The organism is Veillonella sp. KGMB01456 (assembly GCF_023051165.1).
In the GTDB taxonomy this organism is placed as follows: Bacteria; Bacillota; Negativicutes; order Veillonellales; family Veillonellaceae; genus Veillonella_A.
In genome coordinates, this window is record NZ_JALKIG010000041.1 from 1 (window position 1) to 21,493 (window position 21,493).

The following is a 21,493-nucleotide window of genomic DNA, read 5'->3' on the forward strand; positions in this document are numbered from 1 at the left end:
CCATATCCTAACTATCTATGGGATTAAATTACCAACTCAAAATGTCCTATAACCCAAATTCGCTTGACATGGACAAATGTTTTCTCGTATAATGATTTCAATTTAAAAAAGCAGAATGCTTAGTGTAGCGGGCAACATAATTGCAAAGCTCGAAAGCAGGAAGCAACGTAAAAGTTATGACGAAAGAAAGTAGCCCTGTAAGGCATGCGCAGAGAGCCGTTGGTTGGTGTAAAACGGCAGTGATTACAGTGTGAAGTTCCTTTCCGAACTGCAAGGCTGAATTAAGTAGGCTGCGCCGGCGTGGTTGTCGTTAGAAGAACTATGAGTTGGTCGATTCGAGATAATGAGGGTGGTACCGCGGATATTCCGTCCCTTGGGTACTACCCTCTTTTTTTATACTCCGAAATCGTCAATGAGGGTGGTACCGCGATTCGTCATCGTCCCTTTTTAGGGGCGATTTTTTATTTCATAGTTGGCGATTTTGCTAATATGATGTTTTGAGAAAAAGGCGGACGGGCCGGTGATATGCCCCAATCACCAGAGAGAGGAGCGATTTAAATGACTATTTCAACTGTGATTGTAGGGCTGTATGTGGTATTACTCTTCGTGATTTCCTGGGCGTCGCGCAAATTGACGACGGGCAAGGCGGAAAATTATGTGCTCGCCGGGCGTCGTATGACAACACCGCTTATTACCGTATCTATCGTCGGTTTGGCCGTTGGCGGGGCATCCACCATCGGGGGAGCCGAACAGGCCTATGTAAAAGGTATTTCCGCCGGCTGGTACACGGCCGCTTGGGGCCTTGGGGCCATTGTGATGGGCCTTACGGTGGCGAAACGGTATCGTCGTTTGCAGATTACGACGGTTCCGGAAATGCTGGAGCGCTACTATGATAAAAAGAGCCGTATTGCAGGCATCGTGATTCAAATCATGGTTCAACTTTGTGTTATGAGTTTGCAATATGTGGCGGGCGGTACCATTTTGGCCGCTTTATTGCCGGATGTTTTCACCGTAACAACGGGCATGATCATGAGTGCCATCGTTTTCATCGGCGTTACTATGATGGGCGGCATGTGGTCCGCCAGCATCTCCAATTTGTTGAATGTTACCCTTAAATATATCGGCATTTCTGCCGCTGCTTATATGGCCGTTGTTATGATTGGCGGTACCGCCGCCATCGAGGCACAGGCACCGATGCCTCATATGTTTGATTTGGTAGACGGTGTTGGAGGCATGACGATTTTGACTTGGATTGTTACCTTGATTACCGTTAATCTATCCTTGCAGAGTATCATTCAAATTTCGCTTGGTGCCAAAACGGTGGGCATCGCACGTAAAGGGTTCATCTTGGGCGGCCTCATTATGTTGCCAATCGGTTTCATCAGTGCCTACTTGGGCGTAATCGCGGCTGAATTGTATCCCGGCTTGGCACCGGCGTTGGCCTTACCGAAATTAATCGTTTCGCTTCATCCGCTTTTGGCCGGTTTGACCTTGGCAGCCCTTTGGGCAGCCGATGTAAGTACCGCTTGTAATTTATTGTTGAGCTCCGGTACTTTATTCTCCCAGGATATTTACAAACGTTTTATCAATCCGAATGTAACTGATGAAAAATATACGCTTATTACCAAAATTGCCATCGTGGTTATGGGGCTCATGACATTCATCTTCGCACTGACTATCAGCGGCATCATCGCTACCTTGATGCAGGGCTTAAGCCTTATGGCAGCTTTCGCGGTTATCGTCTTGATGACCTTGTTCGCACCTAAATATTGCAGCCGTATCGGTGCGTTCTACACTTTGGTGGCGGCTGTAGTAACATTGCTTGCCTGGAATTTCGTGCCGGCCGTACGCATCGTGCCACATGTAATCTATTTGGAATGGATTGTGTGCAGCATTACCTTCGGCGTTTGTACCTTAGTAAGCCGTCAGGCTATTAAAACAGATGCCGCGCTGGAAGGGGAAACAGCGGAAGAAGGCATGGTTAATTCGTTGAATTAAAATTAGATTTTTTAAAAACAGTAAGGGTTAAATATTGTAAGGAGTGCTCCGGCTAAAACTGAGAGTGCTCCTTTTATTTACCTCATGCCCTTTTATTTTCGCTGTGTATTGAATTCGTGCTATAATTAATAATTAAGATGTGTTTTGCTCGAGGAGGTTGCGCCGTGACAAGAAATGAAATACTAAATGGCTTACAATCGCTTAGAGCCAATGAAGTAAGCCGTGTAGAAAGCAATCCTCACAAACCGTTTAAAGTTGGTTTGGTCTATCCGAATACGTATTTCGTAGGGATGAGTAATTTGGGGTTGCAGATTATATATGAAGAAGTGAATTTACGTGAACGAAGTTGTGGTGAACGGTATTTTATGCCGGCCTCGTCGGAGCTTCGTGATTATGAAAAACATCGTTTGCCGCTTATGAGTGTGGAGACGCAACGACCACTCAATGAATGTGATGTTATCGGTATCGATATTACCTTTGAGATGGATTATTTTAATATACCGCAGCTTTTGAAATTAGGTCGTGTGCCGGTGAAACGAATTCATCGCATCGAGCGCGATCCTATCGTAATTGCCGGCGGTCCCTGTGCTACGTTTAATCCGGAGCCGTTATCGGATTTTATTGATGCGTTTATCATCGGTGAAGGGGAAGAACTTATTTCGAAAATGCTAAGCGTTATCGAAGAGGGGCGTTTGAATAATGAGTCGCGTATTGATATTTTGAAAAATCTAAGTCGCTTGGAAGGTGTGTATGTACCGGAATTCTATGAACCGCAATATGATGAAAATGGTGATTTTGCCGGTTATAATATGAATTCAGATGGAGCTTTTGAAACAGGTTTTGAAGCGAAATCTGGAAGGCAAGCAGAAGATTCCGCCAAAGACAATCTGCCTCGTGTTACACGCCATTGGCGACAGTTGGAATCAGTGGGGGAAACGGTAATCGCCACGGATTATACGGAATTCGGGGCCATGTACATCGTAGAAGTGGCCCGCGGTTGCGGCCGGCATTGTCGCTTCTGCATGGCCGGTTATTGCTATCGCACACCGCGTTTGCGTAAACTTGATTTACTGAAAGCCGGCGTAGATAGGGCGGCTGAGTTAAACAAGAAAGTGGGACTCATGGGCGCCGCTATTTCCGATTATCCTGATATTGATGAGTTGGTGACTTATATTCGTTCAAAAGGTTTGCGTTATTCCTGTGCCTCCTTACGGGCCGATTCGTTGACCCAAGCCGTAGTGGATGGACTCGCCGCCAGTGGCCAACAGACGATTACTATAGCACCGGAAGCAGGCAGTGACAGGCTGCGCCGGGTTATTAACAAAGGCATTTCCAATGAGGATATGCGTAAGGCCGTAACCTTGGCGGCGAAGGCGGGCATTCCGCATATTCGGCTCTATATCATGGTTGGTTTGCCTACGGAGACGGATGAAGATATTGAGGCCATTGTGACTATGGCGAATGATGTGTTCGGCTACATGCAGGATGCAGGGTGTAAAGGGCGTTTGACCTTGAGTGTCAATCCGTTTATACCGAAGCCGTTTACGCCGTTTCAATGGATGCCTATGGCGAACCAAAAAGAAGTGACGAAGAAGCTGAATTCAATCAAGAAAGCGCTTGGCAAGAACCGACGCATTGAGGTGCTCGTGGAATCACCGAAAGAAGCCTATATTCAAGGTGTGCTGGCGCGCGGTGATCGCCGTTTGGGTGAGATTATTGCCTATGCCGCTGAAAATGGCGGCGCGAAAGCTTTCAAAAACGCTTGCCGTGAATTTGATTATGATATGGATAGCGCTTTATATCGAGAAAGAGAACTAACTGAGCCGCTTCCTTGGGACATGCTGGATATGCAATTGGCCGAAGGTTACTTGGCGACTGAGTGGCAACGGAGTTTGACGGAAACATATACAGCGCCTTGCCAAGCCGGCTGTAGGCGCTGCGGGGTTTGTAATGAAACGGGGTGTGATTATGGCACGACAGAATAGAACCGTAATTCGCGAAGGTGGCGGTTTTCCGGGACGTCCCTTTGAATTTGAAGCAGATGCCACATTGACAGGTTTTCCACTGATGCACGGTGTGACCCGGCGCTTTGGCGGTGTTTCTAAGAAGCCTTTTGATTCATTTAATTTAGGCCTTCATGTAGGCGATGATATAGAAGCCGTTTGGGAAAATCGCCGCCGTTTGGCCAAACATTTACGGGTCGGACCGGAGCTGTTAACCTGTGCGCAGCAGGTGCACGGCACGGAGATTTCCGAAGTGACGGAAGCGAATGTGGGGGCCGGTGCTTTTCAGATGGACAAAGCTATCCCTAATAGTGATGCCATATTTACCTGCTTGGAAGAAGTACCGTTATTACTCTTGGTAGCCGATTGTGTGCCCGTTTTGGTGTATGACCCGAACCACCATGCCGTAGCGGTCATTCATGCCGGCTGGCGCGGGACTATCGGTCATGTGCCGATTTTGACGATGGAAGCGATGGGGAATGCCTATGGTACACGGCCGCAAGACTGTCATGTATACCTCGGCCCGTCCATTCATTATAATTCCTTCGAAGTTAGTGAAGAACTGGCGGAAACCTTTCGCAAAGCATCCTATATTCCGGATCAGATTGTCGGTTATCGCTATCGGGCAGACAAGGGAATTCAGACGCCGCATGTTAATTTGCAGCAGTTTATCGTGCAGGATTTACGCCAAATCGGCGTACCTTTACAGCAGATTACCGTGTCTCCTACAGATAGTATGACGGCACCCGGTTGTTATTCGTATCGTCGTGAGTTTGGCAAAACCGGTCGAATGGCATTATTTGCAATGCTTAGAAAACAGAAGAAATGACCGATTTACTCATATTTTCATTGGCATTTTAGCTTATTTATTATATAATATTATCGCATGAAAGTATTTTTTACATGCACTAACGAGCGTATGCTGGTGCATAAGGGGGTAAGCTATGATAAAAGACGCGTTGGAAGCTGTGCAAAAGCGGATGGCTGATGCCATGGCGAAAGCAGGTCGCACTGACCGGGTAACGCTCATAGCTGTGACAAAAAATCATCCTGTATCAGCAGTGGAAACGGTGGCGCAATTAGGCGTCCGCACAGTGGGAGAAAATCGGGTCCAGGAAGCGAAGGAGAAGTTGTTGACTTACAATGGACCGGAGCTGGAATGGCACTTGATTGGTCATTTGCAAATGAACAAAGTGCGACAAGCTGTTCCATTGTTTTCCTTAATACACTCTGTAGATAGCAGTAAGCTACTGGATGAGATAAATAAAGTGGCCGCTAAATGTGGCAAAATACAAGATGTTTTGCTGCAAGTCAATGTGGCTCGGGAAGCAAGTAAGTCCGGGTTGACAGTAGAGGACTTTCCGGAAGTGCGCGATTATGCGAAGACATTGCCGAATGTAAGAGTCAAAGGATTGATGTGCATGGCACCTTTTTTCGAAGATCCTGAAGAGGCTCGTCCTATTTTTCGAGTAGCCCATGCATTATATGAGGATATGAAATCCCAATTCCCGGAAGGACAGATTGAATATTTGTCCATGGGAATGACCCATGACTTTGAAGTGGCTTTGGGAGAAGGCGCGAATATGATTCGCGTTGGCACCGCAATTTTTGGTAACCGAGTATATGATTAAAATAGCGCGTTGTAGGAGGGTTTATTAATGAGTTTAAGTTGGAATAGTATTAAGCAAATGTTTTTTGGTAATGACCATGACGTATATGATGAAGATGAATACACGGAAAATTCAGGTCCTGATTATGATGAGCCGGTTCCGCAGACGGCACCGCAGACCAACACAACAAGTTCAGCATTTCGTCCCGCAAAAACAGGAGGATATAACACCGTGGCCCAACGTCCTAATTCAATGAAAGTAGTCATTGTCGAACCAACAGTATTTGAAGATTCCGAACGTATTACTAACGAACTTCGCGATATGCGTCCCGTAGTAATTAATTTTGAAAAAACCGACCCTCATGAATCGGCGCGCATTGTTGATTTTGTGAGCGGCGCCACCTTTGCTTTAGACGGCAAATTGGAAAAAATCGGTAAAGATATTTTTATTTGTGTACCCGTAAATGTAACAGTTGATTATAACGACAAGAGCTATAACGACATGTCGGATCAATTCACATGGAAAGAACCTCAATTATAATAGGAGGTCAGCATGGCAGGCCAAATTTTATTCATTGGAGCCGGTGCGATGGGCGGTGCCATTTTGCGTGGTGCCTTAGCTAATCGCTTGGTTGAGCCCCAAGCTGTATATGTATTAGTAAAAACTGAAGCCAGTGCCCACGCATTGCGTGAAGAATTAAACGTCAATGCAGGCACTGAATTGCCTGATATAAAGGATGTTAAAACTGTCATTTGGGCAGTCAAACCGCAAGTATTGCCTGAAGTATTGCCGCAATTCAAAATCTTGCCGGCCGGGACAACTTGTTTGTCCGTGGCGGCAGGCGTAACCCTTAGTACTTTGGAAGCGGCGATTCCGCAGGCCGTATGGTATCGTGCTATGCCGAATACACCTGTGGTGGTGGGAGCCGGCTTGACGGCGCTTACGGCAGGCAGTAAAGGCAATGAAACCGTTACGGCTGAACTGAGTGCCTTATTTGGGGCCATCGGTGAAGCCGTCGTTTGTTCCGAAGCCGATTTGGAACGGTTGACGGCGATTTCCGGATCCGGCCCGGGCTATGCATTCGTTATCATGGATGCTTTGGCTGATGCGGGCGTGCGGTTGGGATTGACCCGTAAAGTGGCCATTAAAGCGGCTGCGTATACTTTGTTCGGTGCCGGTAAAATGGCACTCGAAACGGGGAATCATCCGGCGGTATTGCGCGATCAAGTAACGTCTCCGGGCGGTACGACGATTGCAGGCATTGCCAAAATGGAAAAAGAAGGCCTTCGCTCCGCCTTGCAAGAGGGTGTTGTGGCATGTTATGAACGCTCTTTGGAACTTGGCAAGCATTAGGAGGATTTGTGAAAGATAAAGAAAAATTAATTCGATATTTTGAAGCATCCGGTAGTGGCGAAGAAGCTCGCCGCATGCTCGACTTAGCCGAGCAAGTGGTGGCGGGCAAGCCATATCGGGTGACCGAGTTTATGTCGCCGGCAGGACTTGTGATTGCCGACGCAATTAAAGCGAATTTACCGCAACTTAAGGTAGAATTCGGCGGTGGCTATGAAGGAGCCGAGCGCATTCGCGTAGCATTCGTAGAAGCCGATTTTCAAGGCACCGTAGATTTAGGCATTAAAGCCTTAAAAGTGTCATGGGATCCGCGTTTCCGTTTGCTTACTCATCGTGATGTGTTGGGCTCGCTCATGGGGCTTGGCATTGAGCGCACCAATTTCGGTGATATTATTATGCAAACCGGTGGTGCTCAATTAATAATGGATGCTGCAATGGCGGACTATGTGAAACAGAATTTTACAAAAATCGCCATGGTGTCCGTTTCGGTGGATGATATGGATATAGCCGAAATCCAACCGAAAGAAGAAAAAATTAAAGAAATACGAACCACGGTTGCTTCTTTGCGGCTGGATGCGGTAGCTTCTTCCGGATTCAGCGTATCCCGCACCAAAGTGGTTAGTTCAATCAATGCGGGACTTGTGCAAGTAAACTGGCAACCGGCCAAGGGACCGGCACAAGAAGTCAAAGAAGGAGATATTATATCGCTTCGAGGTCGTGGACGAATGAAAATTGAGGAAATTACCGGCACCTCTCGCAAGGGGCGCATCGGTGTCTATCTCAAACGATTCATGTAAATTAGGAGGTAAGCTGTATGATTACACCAATGGATATTCACAATAAAGAGTTTGAAACAGGCTTTCGTGGGTACGACAAGGAAGCGGTTAACGCGTTTATGGCCGAATTGGTCCATGATTATGAAACCTTATATCGCGATAATCGTGAAATGACGGATAAAATTGAACAACTCGAAAAACGCATTGCTCAATACGAAAAAATGGAAGCTACTATGAATGATGCTTTAGTATTGGCTCAGGAAACGGGCGAAAATGTTAAAAATTCTGCTCGTAAAGAAGCAGATCTCATCATTCAGGAAGCCGAACAGCAACGTCGTCAAATTATTGCGGAAGCTGAACGTCAGTTGCGTGAAGGTTGCGAAAAATATGCAGTCATTCGTAATGAAGTAGCTGTTTTCAAAGCCCGTATGGAATCCCTTTTGAACTCGCAAATGCAAATGGTGGATGGCTATGTGTTAGGTGACAGCAAAGTACAACTTGAGAAAGTTAATATCGATGAAGTAATTGCGGCAGCAGCCGAAGACAATTCAACAATTCATAGTAATGCCGGCGTAGCCGAGGATGTATTGGCGGCTCAGGCGGCTGTGGAACAGGCTGAAGAAGCAGCATCCACGGAAACAAGCGAAGATAATAAATAAATAGAGTGTTAATCGGCTTGATTTATATCAAGCCGATTTTGATATAAAGAACATATGAAAGAATTTCATAAAAAAGATAAAATGAAGTTCTAAGAAAGTGAGGCAATATGATTACAATGGCCTTACGACTGACCGGTCAACGTTGTTTGGTTATCGGCGGCGGTGCCGTAGCGGAGCGCCGAATCGGGCTGTTCCTTAAGGAAGGCGCCAAAGTAACCGTAGTAAGTCCCGAAGTGACGGTTAAGATAGCCGAGTGGGCCGCTGACAATCAATTAGTGTGGCAAAAAGCGGCTTATGATGAATCCGTTGATTTGGCAGCGGATTTTGTGTTATTGGCAACGAGTGACAGTGAGCTCAATGCAATGTGTGCTAAGAAGGCCAGAGCCTTGGGGGCCTTGGTAAACCGGGCGGATGACCGCAGTGATTGTGATTTTACCTTTCCGGCGACGGTAACAGTGGGAGATTTGGAATTTGCCATATTTACCGGACGGGTAAGTCCTCGATTAAGTCGTTTAATCAAAAAAGACTTGGCTAATCGCTATGGGGCAGTAGCCGAGATGTTGCCGGCTCTCAGAGAAATGCGTAAAACGGTACGTGAGCTTTTGACAACGCCGGCGGAACGTGAAGAATTTTGGCAAAAACATTTAGGTCAAAAAGAGTTGATTAAGATAATAGAGGGTGATTGGAAATGTGTGGAGGATATATTGAGCGATGAAATTAATCGTATTAGGTTTAAATCATAGAAGTGCACCGGTAAACGTGCGTGAAGTATTTTCTTTTGATAAAACGGAAATAAGCGAAGCCATTAATCATGTGTATGAACATGAACAAGTAGCGGAATGTGTCCTTTTATCTACATGTAATCGTACCGAATTATATGCGGTGTTGGAAGATGTGGAAAATCCGAAACAGTTCATGCTTCATTTATTACAGCATTTAAAAGGCGTCGAAGACATGGAGATTGAAGATGACTGGTTCTTCATGTATGAAGGACACGATTTATTGGCACATTTATTTAATGTAGCATCCAGCCTCGATTCGTTGGTGCTCGGGGAAGGTCAGATATTAAGTCAGCTTAAGATGGCCTATATTTCGGCGTATAGTCGCGGCTTGACCGGTCCTATTTTTAATATCATTTTCCAACGAGCCATCAGTGTCGGTAAAAAAGTGCGCACCGTTACAGGCATTGCCAATACGCCGGTATCCGTAAGTTATGCGGCGGTAAATTTGGCGGAAGATTGCCTGACAAAACCGATGAGTGAGGCAAAAGTGCTTGTTTTGGGAGCCGGTGAAATGAGTGAATTGACGGCTACCCATCTTCAGTCCAAAGGGGTTAAGAGCATTTTTGTATCCAATCGAACTTACCATAAAGCGGAAGCGTTGGCTAAACGATTCGGCGGTCAGGCTATTTCCTTTGACAGCTTTATCGATCAAGCCAAAGAGGCGGATATTTTAATTACCTCCACGGGCGCACCGCATTATATAATCGGGCCCGAAGAAGCGGCTAAAATTGCGGCTAATCGTCAAGGTAACCCTATTGTGATGATTGATATTGCCGTTCCGCGTGATATTGACCCGGATGTATCCGAAATTGATGATGTGTACTTATTTAATATTGACTCCTTGGAGAGCGTTGTTGAAGAAAATAAACATCAGCGTGAATTGGAAGCGGAAAAAGCGAAACCGATAATTGCTGAAGCAATTGATGAAATAGAGGAAAAATTAGGGTACTTGTCCGTTCGTCCGATGATGGTACTCTTAAGTGATAAAGCGGAACGTACTCGCAAACGCGAATTACACCGCGCCTTAGCAAAATTACCGGATGCGGATGATCGCCTGCGCAAAATTATGGACAACATGTCCCGCATGATTGTGCGTAAATTGTTACGCGATCCGATGATTCGCTTTGGCGAAGTGGCCGGTAAAGACGAAGAAAATGAATACTGGAAACTGTTCCATGATATGTTTGACTTAGAAAAGGAGCGAAAATCCTTATGAGAAATATAATTCGTATAGGTACGCGCAGCAGTGCTTTGGCTTTATGGCAGGCTGAATTTGTCGGCTCTGAGCTACAACGACTGTTCCCCGGTTGTGAAGTTGAACTTGTTCACCACAGCACCAAGGGTGACCGTATTTTAGAAAAGCCCTTAGCCGCCATCGGTGGTAAAGGACTTTTCACGGAAGAATTGGAAGCATCCATGCGCGAAGGCTCCATTGATATTGCTGTTCACAGCTTAAAAGATATGCCTACGGATTTGCCGGAAGGGTTGACCTTGGGGGCCATTACAAAACGTGAAACTCCTTGCGATGCTTTGGTTTCGCCAAAATATAAGACCCTCGACCAATTGCCGCAGGGCGCTAAAGTGGGAACCAGCAGCTTGCGTCGTCAGGCACAACTCTTACATCATCGTCCGGATTTACAGATTAATGTATTGCGCGGTAATGTACAGACCAGACTTCGTAAACTGGAAGAAGAAAACTTTGATGCCATCGTGTTGGCTCAGGCCGGTCTTAAACGTTTGGGCCTCGCCGATCAAATCACTCAAGTTTTTACAGCCGATGAATTGATTCCAGCTGTAGGGCAAGGTGCCCTTGCTATCGAATGTCGCAGTGATGACACGGAAATGCTCGACATGCTGGCTAAACTTAATGACGAAGATACCATGTGGTGTACTCGCGGTGAACGTAGCTTCTTGCGTCAATTGCAAGGGGGCTGCCAAGTTCCGATGGGCGTCCACGGTACAATCCATAAAGGCCAGTTAACTTTGAAGGCTATCATTTCATCCCTTGACGGTAAAAACTGTTATGAAGGGGAGTTAACGGGTCCTAAGAAAACGGCTGACATTATCGGCCGCAACTTAGCCAAAGCTTTATATGAAGAAGGCGGCAAACATATCATCGAAGAGTTGATTCAGGAGGGTGTAATTCAATGACGGGTATGGTGTATTTAATTGGGGCAGGTCCCGGGGATTATAAATTAATCACAGTTAAAGGTCGTGAATGTATAGAGAAAGCAGATGTCATCGTCTATGATTATTTGGCGGATGAACATTTATTGCGTTGGGCTCGTCCCGATGTAGAGCTTATTTATGCAGGTAAACAGTGCAAACATCATACCTTGCATCAATACGAAATCAATGAATTACTTGTTAAATACGGTAAAGAAGGCAAGATTGTAGCTCGTCTAAAGGGCGGCGATCCGCTCATTTTCGGTCGCGGCGGTGAAGAAGCGTTGGAACTTGCCAAAGCGGGCGTTCCCTTTGAATTTGTACCGGGCGTGACCTCCGGTATTTCGGCGCCGGCCTATGCGGGCATTCCTGTGACTCAGCGCGCCATGGCGACGTCTTTTGCCATTGTAACGGGTCATGAAGATCCGACTAAAAACGAATCCGGCATCAACTGGGAAGGCTTAGCTACCGCCGTTGATACCATCAGCTTCGTTATGGGTGTCGGTAATTTGCCGATGATTTCACAAAAACTCATGCAATACGGTCGCCCTAAAGATACACCGGTTGCCGTTATTCGTTGGGGTACCAAACCTATTCAGCAGACTTTGATTTCCACCTTGGAACATGTGGCTGAAGATGTGAAAAAAGCCGGTATTAAGCCGCCGTCCATTATTACGGTAGGCAATGTAGTAAGCCTGCGCGATTCACTCCGTTGGTTCGATAATAAACCGCTTTTTGGCAAAAACGTACTCGTAACCCGGGCTCGTTCGAAAGCCAGTGTTTTGAGTGAAAAACTGGAAGAACTGGGCGCTAATGTCATTGAAGCAGCGGCTATTAAGACGCAAGCTTTACCGGTTGGCGCAGCGGAAAAAGAAGCCATTCTTAATGCCGGTACTTATAAAACGGTTGTGTTTACCTCTGCCGAAGGGGTTCGTTATTTCTTCAAAGCCTTGGAAACTTTGGGCAAAGACAGTCGTGTACTGGGCACTGCTCAAATTTGTGCCATCGGCAGTGCCACAGCTAAAGCTTTGCATGACAAAGGCCTCTTAGCCGATATTATTCCTAGCGACTACAAAGGCGAATCCGTTGTGAAAGCATTGGCACCAATCCTTGAAAAAGGCGACAAAGCGTTATTAATTCAACCGAAAGTAGCGCGTAAAGTAATTCCGGAAGGCCTTAAAGCGGCCGGCGCCGACGTAACCGTAGCGCGTTTATACGAAACCGTGTTGGACGACTCGCAGGCCGATGCTTTGCGTGAAACCTTAGCTAACGGTGAAGCCGATTATATTACTTTCACCAGCTCGTCAACGGTAACCAATACGTTAACCATGCTTGGTAAAGACGGCGCCGAATTGATTAAAAAAGCCCGTGTTGCCTGCATCGGACCTATTACGGCCGCTACTTGCGTGGAACATGGCATTCAACCGGATTTAATCGGTGAAACCTTTACCATTCCGGCCATGGTCGATATGATTAAAGCAGACGTGGCGAAAAACGCTTCAGCAGAATAAATCTGTATTGACACAAGGCAAATTTGAAATAAAAGCAGTACCTTAAAGTAGCCCTTAGTAGAATACACTGGCTAGTTTTAAAAAATCGTACTACAATAAAAAGGTAGTACTCATATAAATAAAGGAGACGATGAATAATGTTAGACTTAACCTATCGTCCGCGCCGTTTGCGGACAACACCGGCCATGCGAGCTCTGGTTCGTGAAACAACGCTCAATGTAGAAGATTTGATTTACCCGTTGTTTATTGTACCGGGCACCGGCGTTAAGGAAGAAATTACATCGTTACCGGGACAATATCACTTATCCGTTGACGAAGTGGTAAAAGTGGCTAAAGAAGCACATGCCCTTGGTATTTTGGGTGTAGAAATTTTCGGCTTGCCAACGTATAAAGATGAACAAGGTTCGTCCGCTTGGGATATGGAACAACCGGTCCAACAAGCTATCAAAGCGATTCGCAAAGAAGTACCGGAACTCATCGTGGTATCTGACGTATGCTTATGTCAGTACACCAGCACCGGTCATTGCGGCTGTGTTGAAAACCATGAAGTATTAAATGACGAAACATTACCGTTGCTCGCCAAAGTAGCCGTAAGCCATGCGGAAGCAGGCGCTCATATGGTGGCTCCGTCGGATATGATGGACGGCCGTGTAGCCGTAATTCGTGAAGCTCTCGATGACGCCGGTTTTACCAATGTATCCATCATGAGCTATGCCGCTAAATACGCCAGCGCTTATTATGGTCCGTTCCGTGATGCGGTTCATTCTACACCGGAATTCGGTGACCGTAAAGGTTATCAGATGGACGAAGCTAACCGCCTCGAAGCCATGCGTGAAATCGAGCTCGACATTCGTGAAGGCGCCGATATTATCATGATTAAACCGGCTCTTTCGTACCTCGATATCGTACGCGAAGCGCGAGATAACTTTGACTATCCGCTGGCCGTTTATAATGTAAGCGGTGAATATGCGATGGTTAAAGCCGCTGCGCAGCAGGGCTTGGTTGATGAAAAACGCATCGTTTTGGAAACGTTGTTATCCATGAAACGGGCGGGCGCTAAAATTATCATCACCTACCATGCACTCGACGTAGCTCGCTGGTTGCGCAAATAATTGTTAGTACCGTTTTGGTTGCGCAAATAATTGTCAGCACAGTTTTGGTTGCGCAAATAATTGTCAGCATCGTTTTAATTGCGGACGAGGCACAATGTGTGCCAAATACATCATTTGAGCACAAGACTTTTAATACCCATTGTCGTTAGTATCATAAGGAGAAGATTATGTTTACATTAGATAAATCTAAGCAAGCTTTTAACGAAGCTAAAGCATATATGCCGGGCGGCGTAAACAGTCCGGTTCGCTCGTATCGCAGTGTGGGTTCCGAACCGCCGTTCATCAGCTCTGCTTCCGGCGACCGCATCTATGATATTGACGGCAATGAATACATTGACTATGTATTATCCTGGGGGCCTATGATTCTTGGCCATGCCAAATCGGAAATCGTAGCGGCATTGCAAGAAGCCGTTTTACGCGGCACCAGCTATGGTGCGCCAACTTTGCTCGAAACGGAATTGGCTAAAAAAATCCAGGCTTTCATGCCGAATATGGAAATGCTCCGCATGGTTAACTCCGGTACGGAATCGACTATGAGTGCCCTCCGTGTAGCTCGTGGTTATACGGGCCGCGATAAAATCGTTAAATTCATCGGTTGCTATCACGGCCACAGTGACGGCTTGCTCGTAAAAGCCGGCTCCGGCCTTGCCACTTTCGGTGTGCCCGATAGTCCGGGGGTACCGGCCGGTGTGGCTGCTGATACGTTGACCGTACCATATAATGATATTGATGCAATCAAAGCTTTATTTGAAAAAGAAGGCCATGCTATTGCCGCAGTTATTGTAGAACCGGTAGCCGGTAATATGGGGTGTGTACCACCTGTTCCGGGCTTCTTGGAAACACTTCGTGAATTGACCAAGGCTCACGGCGCATTGCTTATTTTTGATGAAGTTATGTGCGGCTTCCGTGCCAGCTCCGGCGGTGCGCAGAAGAAATACAATATTAAACCGGATTTGACTTGCCTCGGTAAAATCGTTGGCGGCGGCTTACCAATGGCCGTGTTTGGCGGCTCCCGTGAAATCATGAGCCAAGTAGCTCCGGCCGGTCCTATTTATCAGGCCGGTACACTGAGCGGTAATCCGATTGCCGTAACGGCGGGGTTAGCAACGCTCAGTATTTTGCAACAAGATCCGACTGTGTTTAAACGGATTAATCAATCCACCGAAACACTTTGCCAAGGCCTTAAAGAATTGGCGGCTAAACATAATGTACCGGTACAAGTACAATATGTAGGCTCCATGTTTACCTTGTTCTTCAGTGACAAACCGGTACTTAATTTTGATGATGCATCCGCTTGTGATATGGAAGCGTTCAAGAAATTCTTCCATTACAACTTGAGTCACGGCATTTATTATGCACCAAGTCAGTATGAAAGCAACTTCATGTCGGCACAACATTCTGCTAAGGATATTGAACATACCTTGGCCGTAGCTGACGAAGCCTTTGCAACTTTATAAAAAGTGGCGAAGTAGCTAGAGCGATGTTATAATAAAAATTGGATAATCAAATGTTAGACCCCTGCCATTTGGAAGGGGTCTTGTGCTAATACGGAGGAGATAGAATTATGCAAACGTTGACTCCCGAAATGGTGGCGGCTGCTCGCAAGAGTTTACAAGAATGTTTGGCCAAAAGTGTAATTCCCAAAGAATATTGGGATGAAATTACCCACTGGTTGGAAGCCACCCACATGGAAAATATTTATTTAGAAGGTCGTGAGGCGATCGGTGCTTGGTGGGCGTCCAAAGAAGTTCGCAAAATGGGCTATGCCATCAATTTTGCCAAGGGCGGCTGTATGCCGAGCAATTGGTTCCCGGAAGGGGAGAACTGGGATATGGCACAAGCACAGGCTAAATACCGATTGGTTGCCGATTGGCAATGTTTGATCGAACACGACGCATTAATCAAAATATAACGAGGTTCGTGTATGAGAAGTGTCAAAAAAAGTGCCAGCCTATCCGTTGTCACTTTAAGCTGGCCTATATTTATCGAGATATTCTTGCAAATGCTTATTGGGAATATTGACCAGTTTATGATGAGTCACTATTCCCAAGAAGCGGTAGCCGCTGTAGCCAATGCGAATCAGATTATGAATATTTTCATCTTCCTGATTACCGTTATGAGTACGGCTACAACGATTTTGATTGCTCAATATTTGGGGGCCAAAAATCCGACTAAGATCAACGAAGTAACAACCGTAAGTATTGCCTTTAACTTCGTATTCAGTTCCATTGCGGCGCTGTTTATTTTGGTAGCCTATCGCATGCTCTTTGAGTGGCTCGGCGTACCGGAAGAAATCATCGATGATACGAGTCTTTATATGACGATTGTAGCCGCGAGTATTCCGATTACGGGGATTTATACGGCTTTTGTGGCTACCTTCCGCGGTTTTTCCTTGCCGGTTATTACCATGTGCGTGGCCTTCGTTATGAACGTAGTACACATTTTCAGTAACTTGGTATTAATCTACGGTTGGGGTCCTATTCCGTCTATGGGCGTGTTGGGCGTATCCATATCCACAGCCTTGAGCAAAGGCTTAGGTCTGCTCTTGGTATTTTATTTATTCAAAACCCAGCTCAATGTTAAGTTGTCCTGGTCTTATTTAAAACCGTTCCCTAAAGAAACGTTAAAACGGTTGCTGCACATCGGCGTGCCATCCGGCGGCGAAACGCTGTCTTATCAGTTATCGCAGACCACGATTATGAAAATGGTCAACATTTTTGGTATCATGGTTATTAATACGAAGGTATATGCCTACATTATTTCCATGTTCTGTTACATGTACACCATTGCCCTCGCCAATGCGGCGCAGATTATCGTAGGCTTTTTGGTTGGTGCCGACAGGGAAGACGAGATTTCCGGGCGTGTGTGGCATACCATGTGGCTAGGCATGGCAATCAGCCTGACCTTGTCCGTATCGTTCTATCTGTTGAGTGATTATATATTTGCCTTTTTCACGGACGAACAGGAGATTATTACGCTCGGCAAGACGATTATGTTGATTGAAATATTCCTGGAAATCGGACGAACGGTTAATATTATTATGGTTCAGTGTTTACAGGCGGCCGGTGATATCAGGACGCCGATGATTGTAGGTATCTTTGGCATGTGGCTGTGTGCCGTTAACTTGTCCTTTATTTTGGGCGTTTGGCTCGGTTGGGGGCTCGTAGGCATTTGGATTGCTATGGCCATCGATGAAGGTGTGCGGGCCATCATATTTGTATGGCGTTGGCACAGCGGTAAATGGAAGAACAAGAAGCTGATTGAAGAAACGGTGTGAGGTCTGTTTGCTTTTTTGAAAAAGTATTAAATTCAATCCGCTTGAATCTTCAATGGAAGTGAAGATTCGTGTAGTATAGTAGATTTTAGTAAAAAAGAGAGTCAGAGGAAGAAGAATGAAGCGTAAGGTAGGTATTATTGGTTTAGGTTTACTCGGCGGGTCTTTGGCAAAAGGGTTGGCGAAATATACAGATTATGAAGTGATTGGTTATGCACGGCGCCCGGAGATTTGTGAAGCGGCTTTGGTCGATAAGGTTGTGGCTCGTGCGTATACCGATCCCAAACAAGTGGTAGCGGAGGCGGATATTTTGGTATTCGCCTTGCCGCCTGACACGAATGCGAGGCTGTTTGAGGAGCTGGCACCGCTCATCCGGCCTCGCACTCTTATAACTGATGTGTCCAGTACGAAGACGAATTTTGCCGGTACGGTGAAACAACATTTGCCCGAAGGGGCTAAATTTGTATCGATTCATCCCATGGCCGGGTCTGAAAAAGGCGGCTATGACATGGCCAAGGCGGATTTGTTTAAGAATTGCACATGGATTGTCTTGGAAGATGACGTTAAAGACGGTTGGGATGCGGAGGCTGCGGCTGAATTGGCTCAAATGGGCAAACTGTTGGGCAGCCGCGTAGAGTGTATTCCCATGAGTGTTCATGACGGGTTTATGGCCACCATAAGTCATATGCCTCATACCGTGGCCTCCATGATCGCCACCATTGCCGGGGGCGATGAATACGGCGATTTACGCCTTCGCTTGGCAGCGGGCGGTTTTCGCGATGTTACTCGTGTAGCGGGCGGTAATCCCCATATGTGGCGCGAAATCATAACGGGCAACCGTGATGAAGTGGTGCGAGCGTTATCAGATTTAGAGAAGCAAATATCAATTATTAAAAATTTACTTTTAACTGCGGATGATGATACACTTGAATTATATTTGAGTAATGCGAAGCAGATTCGTGATAAATTTTCCCTTTTATAGGAGGATATGATGGGCTTATTTGAAGAAACTTGTAAAAAGATTACCCCAAAAGATGCCGCCATCGGTGAGAAAATTCAAGCCGTTTGGGACAAGGCTACGCCGTACGGCAGTTTTGGCAAATTGGTAGACATGGTTAAGCAATATGCTATGGATACGCGCCAAGAATCACCGACTATTCCGAAACGCTGTATGATTATTGCGGCCGCCGACCATGGTGTAGCGGAAATGGGGGTTAGTGCCTATCCTATCGATGTAACCGTCGGTATGACGCAGAACTATTTGATTCCAAAAGGAGCCGGTGCCAATGCGCTGGGCAATTATTGCGGTACCGACATGGAAGTAGTCGACGTGGGTATCAAAGCGGACATGAACTGGGTGCCGGGCTTACGCCACAATAAAATCCGCATGGGAACACGCAACTTTTTAAAAGAGCCGGCCATGACCAAGGAAGAAGCCATCAAGGCTATGGAAGTGGGCATTGCTCTCGTTAATGAAAAAGTCGCTGAAGGATATAATGTATTTCTCGTAGGTGAAATGGGGATTGCCAATACCACTGCCAGTGCTGTTATGACGGCAAAATTCGCCGGTATTACGGCAGAACAGGCCACCGGTCGGGGCACCAATATCTCCGACGAACGCCTTAAAGTAAAACAAAAAGTGGTTCACGATGCGTTGGAAAAATACGCCCATATAGATAAAAACGACGGCCTCGGCATTTTGCATTCCGTAGGTGGTTTGGAATTTGCCTGCATTACGGGGATTATTCTCGGTGCGGCGGCTGCTCATACGATGGTCATCATCGATGGTTTTAACACCACCGCTTGTGCGTTGGTAGCGCATTCCCTGGTGCCTGAAAGCATGGATTATGTAATGGCCTCCCATTTATCCGCCGAAAAAGCGCATAATCGCGCTTTAAATACCTTGGGCCTTGAGGCGTATGTTAACCTCGGTCTCTGCCTCGGTGAAGCATCGGGCGGCTCCATTCAAATGGGCATGCTCGATTTAGCGGTGCGTATGTATCAAGAATTAGAAGGGGGGCATCAGGCATGAGAGAGTTTACGATAAAACCATTAAATGAGGCATGCATGGATGCTTGCCAACTTCGCGTAGATAATTTGACTAAGCCGATTTACAGTTTGGCGCAATTGGAAAAAATCGCTGTTCGCTTAGCCGGTATTTACAATGTGGAACAGCCAAACCATATTAAAAACGGCGTTCTTATTTTTGCCGGTGATACGGCCGTTGACGGTATACAAAACCACACGAAAGGGAAGGAAAGCTTAGCCGCTGTTACGCGCCTTGGCAGTGGTCACAGTGCAACCGGTGCGGCGGCTAAGAAACTGGAAGCTGACGTAATTGTTGTTGACGTAGGTCTGGAACAAGATACGGCCAACGTAAAAGGCATTGTAAATAAAAAAGTAGCCAACGGCGCTCGTTTCTTCGGAAAAGGTCCGGCTATGACGGCGGAAGAAATGGAAGCGGCTTTGGAAGTTGGTTTTCAGATGGCCGATGAATTGGCCGGCAAAGGCGTGCAAGCCGTGGCCATCGGCAATGTAGGGGAACGCACCTTGTTAAGCGGTTTGGCCGTAACAGCAGCCATTACCGGTTATCCGATGGCTGAATTGTTGACTGATAACGAATGCACCTTGTCCATTCAGGAAAAAGCAGATCGTTTGAGTGCCACTTTACAGCACTATGGCTTAAGTGCGTCCGAACCTTTGAAAGTATTGCAAACGGTAGGATCCTTAGATATTGCCGCTATGGTCGGTTTTTACCTCGGTGCCGCCCATAACCGTATGGCCGTAGTCTTTGACAATGCCGTGACCGGCGCTGCGTTATTGGTAGCACGTGCCATTAATCCGGCCGTGATGGACTTCGTATTCCAATCGGCGGCATACAAAGAACCGGTACACAAAGCGCAGATGAAATTCTTGGGTATCAGCCCGTTCTTGTATTATGATTTGGAAATGGATGAAGCGTTGGGATCCGTTATGGGCTTGTCCGTGGTGGATGCGTCGCTTCACATGTTAAACGATATGAAAACATTTGGCGAAGCCACGGTGACCGTAGCCGAGGACGGCCCCGGCAACAAGCGCCAGGATGGACGGTAATTATGAGTAAGTATTTACACGGTTTATGTGCGTCCGGTATCAGCGGTAATATGATGATCGGCGCCTTGCTTAACTACGGGGTACCGTTTGATTACTTTAAAAAGTCATTGGCACCGCTTAATTTGAGCGGCTTTTCGCTCATTCATGAACAACGTGAAAAACTGGGCGTCGCAGGTACTTATTTTGACGTGAAATTGAAGGGTAAAGGCCGCACTCATACGCACAGTCATGATGGTGTTCATTTTCATACCCACACTCATGGGCACACGCATGATGGCATTCACTCTCATACCCATGCTCATGGGGAACGGCGCAATTATCCGGATATTAAAGCCCTCATTGAAGAGGCTCCTTTATCCGATTGGGTAAAAGAAAAAGCTTTGGCTGCGTTTTTAAATTTAGGCATGGCAGAAGCAAAGGTGCATAATACAACCTTGGAGGAAGTGCATTTCCACGAAGTGGGCGCCATTGATTGCATCATCGATATTGTAGGCACTATGATTTGCTTGGAATATCTCGGCGTGACCGGCATTATCTTTTCGCCGCTCCATTTGGGTCAGGGGAAGGTGAAATGCGAGCACGGCCTCATGGATATTCCTACGCCCGCTACGGCGAACCTTTTGGAAGGTGTTCCCACTTATGTGACGCCTGTGCAAGGGGAATTGGTAACACCCACAGGGGCGACTTTGGTGAAAACATTGAATGCCATCGGTTTCCAACCGGGGGCAGCGGCACCGACTAAAGAAGAAATACAAATGGCATTGCTTTCCATGATGGATAAAGCTGAAAAAGCCTCTAAAAAGGGTGTTGGTCTCGGTTCCATGGATTTGCCTATCCCTAATGTGTTTACCCTCTTTGAGGCGTAAATACAGCCTTTAAATGAAGTGTTTAACACAAGGTAACAGTGACGGCTCACCTTCAATTGGTGGGCCGTTATGCTTTTGTAAAATATTTGTACAAATATTTTTACAAAAGTGTTGACATGGGCCTTAGTTCTTTGATATTATAATTAAGCAGTCAGGGACAAGACACTTTGAATGCAGTCAAGTTAAAAAAGTGCTTGACAAAATACAGTTAACGGTGTAGAATAGTTTCTGTTGTGAAATGCGGAAATAGCTCAGTGGTAGAGCACCGCCTTGCCAAGGCGGGGGTCGCGAGT

At 46.4% G+C, this 21,493-nt stretch carries 20 protein-coding genes and 1 other annotated feature; all 20 genes read left to right on the forward strand.

Translation table 11 applies throughout. The features are described from left to right. Nucleotides 1-167: 167 nt before the first annotated feature. Nucleotides 168-377, forward strand: a binding site (T-box leader). A 181-nt stretch (nt 378-558) separates the two neighbouring features. After that, nucleotides 559-1,998 (forward strand): sodium:solute symporter family protein, encoded by a 1,440-nt coding sequence (locus MXE28_RS09630; protein ID WP_247240104.1) that lies wholly within the window; start codon nt 559-561, stop codon nt 1,996-1,998. A 164-nt stretch (nt 1,999-2,162) separates the two neighbouring features. Beyond that, complete coding sequence (locus MXE28_RS09635; protein ID WP_247240105.1) at nt 2,163-3,983, forward strand: radical SAM protein; 1,821 nt, start codon at nt 2,163-2,165, stop codon at nt 3,981-3,983. Beyond that, nucleotides 3,967-4,830 (forward strand): peptidoglycan editing factor PgeF, encoded by an 864-nt coding sequence (gene pgeF / locus MXE28_RS09640; protein ID WP_247240106.1) that lies wholly within the window; start codon nt 3,967-3,969, stop codon nt 4,828-4,830. Before MXE28_RS09635 ends, pgeF begins: the two co-directional genes overlap by 17 nt. Nucleotides 4,831-4,945: 115 nt before the next feature. Further along, a complete protein-coding gene (locus tag MXE28_RS09645; protein ID WP_021840487.1) occupies nt 4,946-5,632 on the forward strand; it encodes a YggS family pyridoxal phosphate-dependent enzyme in 687 nt (228 codons plus the stop codon). Between the two features lie 27 nt (nt 5,633-5,659). Further along, a complete protein-coding gene (gene sepF, locus MXE28_RS09650) occupies nt 5,660-6,151 on the forward strand; it encodes a cell division protein SepF (protein WP_247240107.1) in 492 nt (163 codons plus the stop codon). A gap of 12 nt (nt 6,152-6,163) precedes the next feature. Continuing rightward, nucleotides 6,164-6,964, forward strand: a complete 801-nt coding sequence (proC, locus tag MXE28_RS09655; RefSeq protein ID WP_247240108.1) for a pyrroline-5-carboxylate reductase — start codon at nt 6,164-6,166, stop codon at nt 6,962-6,964. 8 nt (nt 6,965-6,972) lie between these two features. After that, nucleotides 6,973-7,758, forward strand: a complete 786-nt coding sequence (locus MXE28_RS09660; protein ID WP_247240109.1) for a YlmH/Sll1252 family protein — start codon at nt 6,973-6,975, stop codon at nt 7,756-7,758. Nucleotides 7,759-7,775: 17 nt separating this feature from the next. After that, on the forward strand, nt 7,776-8,396 hold the full coding sequence (locus MXE28_RS09665; RefSeq protein ID WP_156704329.1) for a DivIVA domain-containing protein: 621 nt from the start codon (nt 7,776-7,778) through the stop codon (nt 8,394-8,396). A gap of 107 nt (nt 8,397-8,503) precedes the next feature. Then, entirely contained in the window at nt 8,504-9,139 is a 636-nt protein-coding gene (locus MXE28_RS09670) for a bifunctional precorrin-2 dehydrogenase/sirohydrochlorin ferrochelatase (protein ID WP_247240110.1), read from the forward strand. Beyond that, a complete protein-coding gene (gene hemA / locus MXE28_RS09675) occupies nt 9,108-10,394 on the forward strand; it encodes a glutamyl-tRNA reductase (protein WP_156704333.1) in 1,287 nt (428 codons plus the stop codon). The genes MXE28_RS09670 and hemA overlap by 32 nt, the downstream gene beginning before the upstream one ends. After that, complete coding sequence (hemC, locus tag MXE28_RS09680) at nt 10,391-11,329, forward strand: hydroxymethylbilane synthase (protein ID WP_247240111.1); 939 nt, start codon at nt 10,391-10,393, stop codon at nt 11,327-11,329. Before hemA ends, hemC begins: the two co-directional genes overlap by 4 nt. After that, on the forward strand, nt 11,326-12,855 hold the full coding sequence (cobA, locus tag MXE28_RS09685) for a uroporphyrinogen-III C-methyltransferase (protein WP_226974580.1): 1,530 nt from the start codon (nt 11,326-11,328) through the stop codon (nt 12,853-12,855). The genes hemC and cobA overlap by 4 nt, the downstream gene beginning before the upstream one ends. Before the next feature lie 137 nt (nt 12,856-12,992). Next, complete coding sequence (hemB, locus tag MXE28_RS09690; RefSeq protein WP_226974581.1) at nt 12,993-13,967, forward strand: porphobilinogen synthase; 975 nt, start codon at nt 12,993-12,995, stop codon at nt 13,965-13,967. 167 nt (nt 13,968-14,134) lie between these two features. After that, nucleotides 14,135-15,424: a glutamate-1-semialdehyde 2,1-aminomutase gene (gene hemL / locus MXE28_RS09695; RefSeq protein ID WP_021840497.1), complete on the forward strand. Its 1,290-nt coding sequence runs from the start codon at nt 14,135-14,137 to the stop codon at nt 15,422-15,424. A 107-nt stretch (nt 15,425-15,531) separates the two neighbouring features. Continuing rightward, nucleotides 15,532-15,879: a hypothetical protein gene (locus MXE28_RS09700; RefSeq protein ID WP_021840498.1), complete on the forward strand. Its 348-nt coding sequence runs from the start codon at nt 15,532-15,534 to the stop codon at nt 15,877-15,879. Nucleotides 15,880-15,891: 12 nt separating this feature from the next. Further along, a complete protein-coding gene (locus MXE28_RS09705) occupies nt 15,892-17,244 on the forward strand; it encodes an MATE family efflux transporter (RefSeq protein WP_226974582.1) in 1,353 nt (450 codons plus the stop codon). A gap of 115 nt (nt 17,245-17,359) precedes the next feature. Continuing rightward, entirely contained in the window at nt 17,360-18,223 is an 864-nt protein-coding gene (locus tag MXE28_RS09710) for a prephenate dehydrogenase/arogenate dehydrogenase family protein (protein ID WP_021840500.1), read from the forward strand. A 9-nt stretch (nt 18,224-18,232) separates the two neighbouring features. Further along, nucleotides 18,233-19,273, forward strand: coding sequence for a nicotinate-nucleotide--dimethylbenzimidazole phosphoribosyltransferase (gene cobT, locus MXE28_RS09715; RefSeq protein WP_226974583.1), 1,041 nt, complete (start codon nt 18,233-18,235; stop codon nt 19,271-19,273). After that, nucleotides 19,270-20,334, forward strand: coding sequence for a nicotinate-nucleotide--dimethylbenzimidazole phosphoribosyltransferase (locus MXE28_RS09720; protein ID WP_226974584.1), 1,065 nt, complete (start codon nt 19,270-19,272; stop codon nt 20,332-20,334). The genes cobT and MXE28_RS09720 overlap by 4 nt, the downstream gene beginning before the upstream one ends. A 2-nt stretch (nt 20,335-20,336) precedes the next feature. After that, entirely contained in the window at nt 20,337-21,200 is an 864-nt protein-coding gene (locus tag MXE28_RS09725; RefSeq protein WP_226974585.1) for a LarC family nickel insertion protein, read from the forward strand. Nucleotides 21,201-21,493: the final 293 nt, after the last annotated feature.